The sequence below is a fragment of the Natrinema soli genome (assembly GCF_028618695.1).
The window spans coordinates 1-1,855 of sequence record NZ_JAQIVI010000395.1; the positions used below are offsets into that span (position 1 = coordinate 1).

Here is a 1,855-nt window from a genome sequence, read left to right on the forward strand (position 1 = left end):
CCGCCTCGAGATCGGCCACGGCAAACCCGACGGCCGGCTCATCTCGCTCGGTCGTGGCGAGGTCACCGGCTGGGACCCAGAGGGGAAGGTGACCCTCGAGCGCGCCATGCGCGGCGGCGGCAGTTACGACGCGCTCGGCGTCTCGAAGGAGTCGGGCGACGTCGCCGTGACGAAGTTCCGCGAGGGCCGGTGGTGGTATCCGACGACGTACACGGCCGACGACGGCACGTCGAAGGGGACCTACGTCAACGTCTGCACGCCCGTCGAGCTCTTTCCGGAGATGGTTCGGTACGTCGACCTCTACGTCGACGTCATCCGGCAGGGCGACGGGACGGTCGAAATCGTGGACGCCGACGAACTCGAGGACGCCGTCGACGACGGGCTGGTTTCCGAGGAACTGTCCGAAAAGGCGATGAACGTGGCGGAAGCCGTCGAGCGCGCGCTCTCGAAATAGGGTATTCTATCGCTCCCTCCTTTTCTCTGCTTTCAGACAGGCCACACTGGACAAGAGCAGCCTGTTACCGTGGCAACAGGGAATCGCCACGCCCTCCCCAACCGATTCGCTCACTGGCGTTCGTTCATCCCTCGCGCAACGTCATCGGCCATCCTCACTGTCGTTCGGTTGGCCGACAGCGCGCGCCACCGCATGTCAGTTGACCAGTCCGAAGTGAGGTCTCCCTCTCCTGCACTGTCAACTGTAAGGGAGCAAGTAATCGAGAAGCGATGCGGCGACATCTGATGACCGCCGCTTATTCGGTCTGGTCGTCCGGGAGATGAATTTCGTCGTCGAGGACGACCTCGAGGCGGCCGTCCGCAAACAGCCGGTCGATCTGGCCGCGCGTGAATCTCCCGTCGCAGTCCTCGCCGACGAACGCGACGAGGCTCTCGGTTCGCTCGACGACGGTCGCCAGCGAACTACCGTCTCGGTAGTGGTAGTGAACAGTTGTCCCCGGGAAGAGCGCGTCCGCGGTGACGCTGAGGTACTTTCGGCGGTGGAGAGTCATACCCGGAAACGCGACGAAATCGATATAGCTCTTCTGGCTGCCGCGAGGAGTCGCAGCGCGCTCGATCGGTTCCCGTCGCCCCTCTCTTCTCCATCAAGTCAGGAATCGCGCGCGGTCGGAGTCGCTACTTGAGCAACAGAAGCAAGCGATCGGTGGCTCAGTCGGAGGCGCTCGCGACGGTGTCGGGACCGGCGGCGGTCGGAAGCAGGCCGACGTACTCGTCGAGGTCGAGCGCGAACTCCCGTGCGGTGGACGGTCGGACCCAGCGAAACTCGAACTCGGCACCGTGTTCCTCCCCGCCGTCGGTGACAGTGTGAGTCCACCGATCGCGGGGCTCGTGCACCGTCGCGTGGAAGAAGTGTCGCACGTACCGCTTCGGCGGCTCCTCGCGACGCGTCCAGACGTCGGTCGTCAGGTGTTTCGCTCCGCTCAGCGTTCCGAGGCCGCTCTCCTCGAGCACCTCCCTGAACAGTGCCTCTCGCGGTGATTCGCCCGACTCGAGCGTTCCTTTCGGAATCTGCAGGCCGTCGTGTCCCGGTCCCTCGAATACCAGTAACTCGCCCGTTGCGCGAGTGATGTACGCGCACGCTTTCTGGACGTACGTGACGCCGGTCATGATATAATGTGGCACGCCGTTCCGACGTAAAAACCTATCATAGGGGGTGTTAAATGTCATTAAGGAGATTGTGCGTTCGGCTCGGGTCGTTTCGTCGGCTGTAAACGCTGGACGGGATCAGTTGGTGACGGCAGCCGGTTCCTCGCTGTCGATCGGTTCCTCGTCGTCGAGGTGCGTGAACAGCGTCGCGAGCGCCGGTCCGGAGACGTTGTGCCAGACGCTGAACAGCGCCGGG

General features: G+C 63.7%; 3 protein-coding genes and 1 pseudogene. 1 reads left to right on the forward strand and 3 read right to left on the reverse strand.

What is annotated here, in order from left to right; translation table 11 throughout:
* Positions 1 to 454: ribonuclease FAU-1 family protein (locus PGX04_RS21885; RefSeq protein WP_273740434.1), on the forward strand; the 454-nt coding region annotated here is incomplete at its 5' end.
* A 295-nt stretch (positions 455 to 749) separates the two neighbouring features.
* On the opposite strand, the gene PGX04_RS21890 is transcribed toward PGX04_RS21885, so the two are convergent.
* From PGX04_RS21890 to PGX04_RS21900, 3 genes and pseudogenes are all read right to left on the reverse strand, one after another.
* The gene (locus tag PGX04_RS21890) at positions 750 to 1,004 is read right to left on the reverse strand and encodes a hypothetical protein (protein WP_273740435.1); all 255 of its coding nucleotides are present in this window, start codon (positions 1,002 to 1,004) and stop codon (positions 750 to 752) included.
* Positions 1,005 to 1,161: 157 nt separating this feature from the next.
* Positions 1,162 to 1,620, reverse strand: a complete 459-nt coding sequence (locus PGX04_RS21895) for an NUDIX hydrolase (RefSeq protein ID WP_273740436.1) — start codon at positions 1,618 to 1,620, stop codon at positions 1,162 to 1,164.
* Between the two features lie 117 nt (positions 1,621 to 1,737).
* Positions 1,738 to 1,855: pseudogene (locus tag PGX04_RS21900) on the reverse strand (bile acid:sodium symporter family protein); the annotation flags it as partial.

Coding starts and splice junctions, on each gene's coding strand:
- PGX04_RS21890 (WP_273740435.1), bottom strand. CDS start 1,004: ATGACTCTCCACCGCCGAAAGTACCTCAGCGTCACCGCGGACGCGCTC.
- PGX04_RS21895 (WP_273740436.1), bottom strand. CDS start 1,620: ATGACCGGCGTCACGTACGTCCAGAAAGCGTGCGCGTACATCACTCGC.